Raw genomic sequence first — 1,119 nt, 5'->3', positions numbered from 1 at the left:
CCTTCAAGCTGCTGGAAGTGGCGGCAAAGCTACTTTCGACCGGCTATGACATCGAGATCATCGAAGCCCACCATCGTCATAAAGTGGACGCGCCATCGGGCACGGCGCTGGCCATGGGCGAGGTGGTTGCCGGCGCGCTGGGCCGCAGCCTGGACGATTGCGCCGTCTACGCCCGCGAAGGCCATACCGGCCCGCGCGACGCCAACAGCATCGGCTTTGCCACCGTGCGCGGCGGCGATATCGTCGGCGATCACACCGTGATGTTCGCCGGCATTGGCGAGCGCATCGAGATCAGCCACAAGTCGTCGAGCCGCCAGTCGTACGCCGATGGCGCCGTGCGCGCGGCGCGCTTCCTGGCCGACAAGCCGGCCGGCCTGTTCGACATGCAGGACGTGCTGGGCCTGAAGTAAGCCCGGCACACGCCAAAAATTGCCGAAAATGGCCCGCCGCGTGGCCATTTTCAGACTTTTCGCCGTCCGTGGCGGGTGTCCGCCACGGTTATAATCGGCTCTTTCGCAAATCGGTCCGCCCGGCACCCCAGGTGCGCGCGGAACGCCGTCCCCGATCCGACGTCCTGATCCGTCGTACCAAACATGCAAGACAAATATCTTCCTTCCGCCGTTGAACAAGCCGCCCAGCRGCACTGGCAGGCCACCGAAGCCTACAAGGTGGCCGAGCACGCTGTGGGTCCCGACGGGAAGGAGAAGTCGAAGTTCTACGCCTGCTCGATGCTGCCGTACCCGTCGGGCAAGCTGCACATGGGTCACGTGCGGAACTACACGATCAACGACGTAATGGCGCGCTACCTGCGCATGAACGGCCACAACGTGCTGATGCCGATGGGCTGGGAYGCGTTCGGCATGCCGGCGGAAAACGCCGCGCTSAAYAACGRCGTGGCGCCRGCSGCCTGGACCTACGACAACATCGCTTACATGAAGAAGCAGATGCAGTCGATGGGCCTGGCGATCGACTGGTCGCGCGAGGTGGCAACCTGCAGCCCGGACTACTACCGCTGGAACCAGTGGCTGTTCCTGAAGATGCTGGAAAAGGGCATCGCCTACCGCAAGACCGGYACGGTSAACTGGGATCCGGTSGACCAGACCGTGCTGGCSAACGAGC

2 protein-coding genes are annotated in these 1,119 nt (G+C 63.9%); both read left to right on the top strand.

The genetic code is table 11. From position 1 onward, the window contains the following. A partial coding sequence (gene dapB / locus AB4Z13_RS32770) for a 4-hydroxy-tetrahydrodipicolinate reductase (RefSeq protein WP_442207775.1) occupies positions 1 to 410 on the top strand: 410 nt, incomplete at its 5' end. Positions 411 to 593: 183 nt separating this feature from the next. Continuing rightward, on the top strand, positions 594 to 1,119 hold a 526-nt coding region (locus AB4Z13_RS32765; protein WP_442207774.1), incomplete at its 3' end, for a class I tRNA ligase family protein.

This window comes from Rhizobium sp. YAF28, from assembly GCF_052113285.1.
Lineage (GTDB): Bacteria > Pseudomonadota > Alphaproteobacteria > Rhizobiales > Rhizobiaceae > Rhizobium.
The sequence above is the reverse complement of the archived record's forward strand: the minus strand, read 5'-3'. Positions and strand labels throughout refer to the sequence as shown.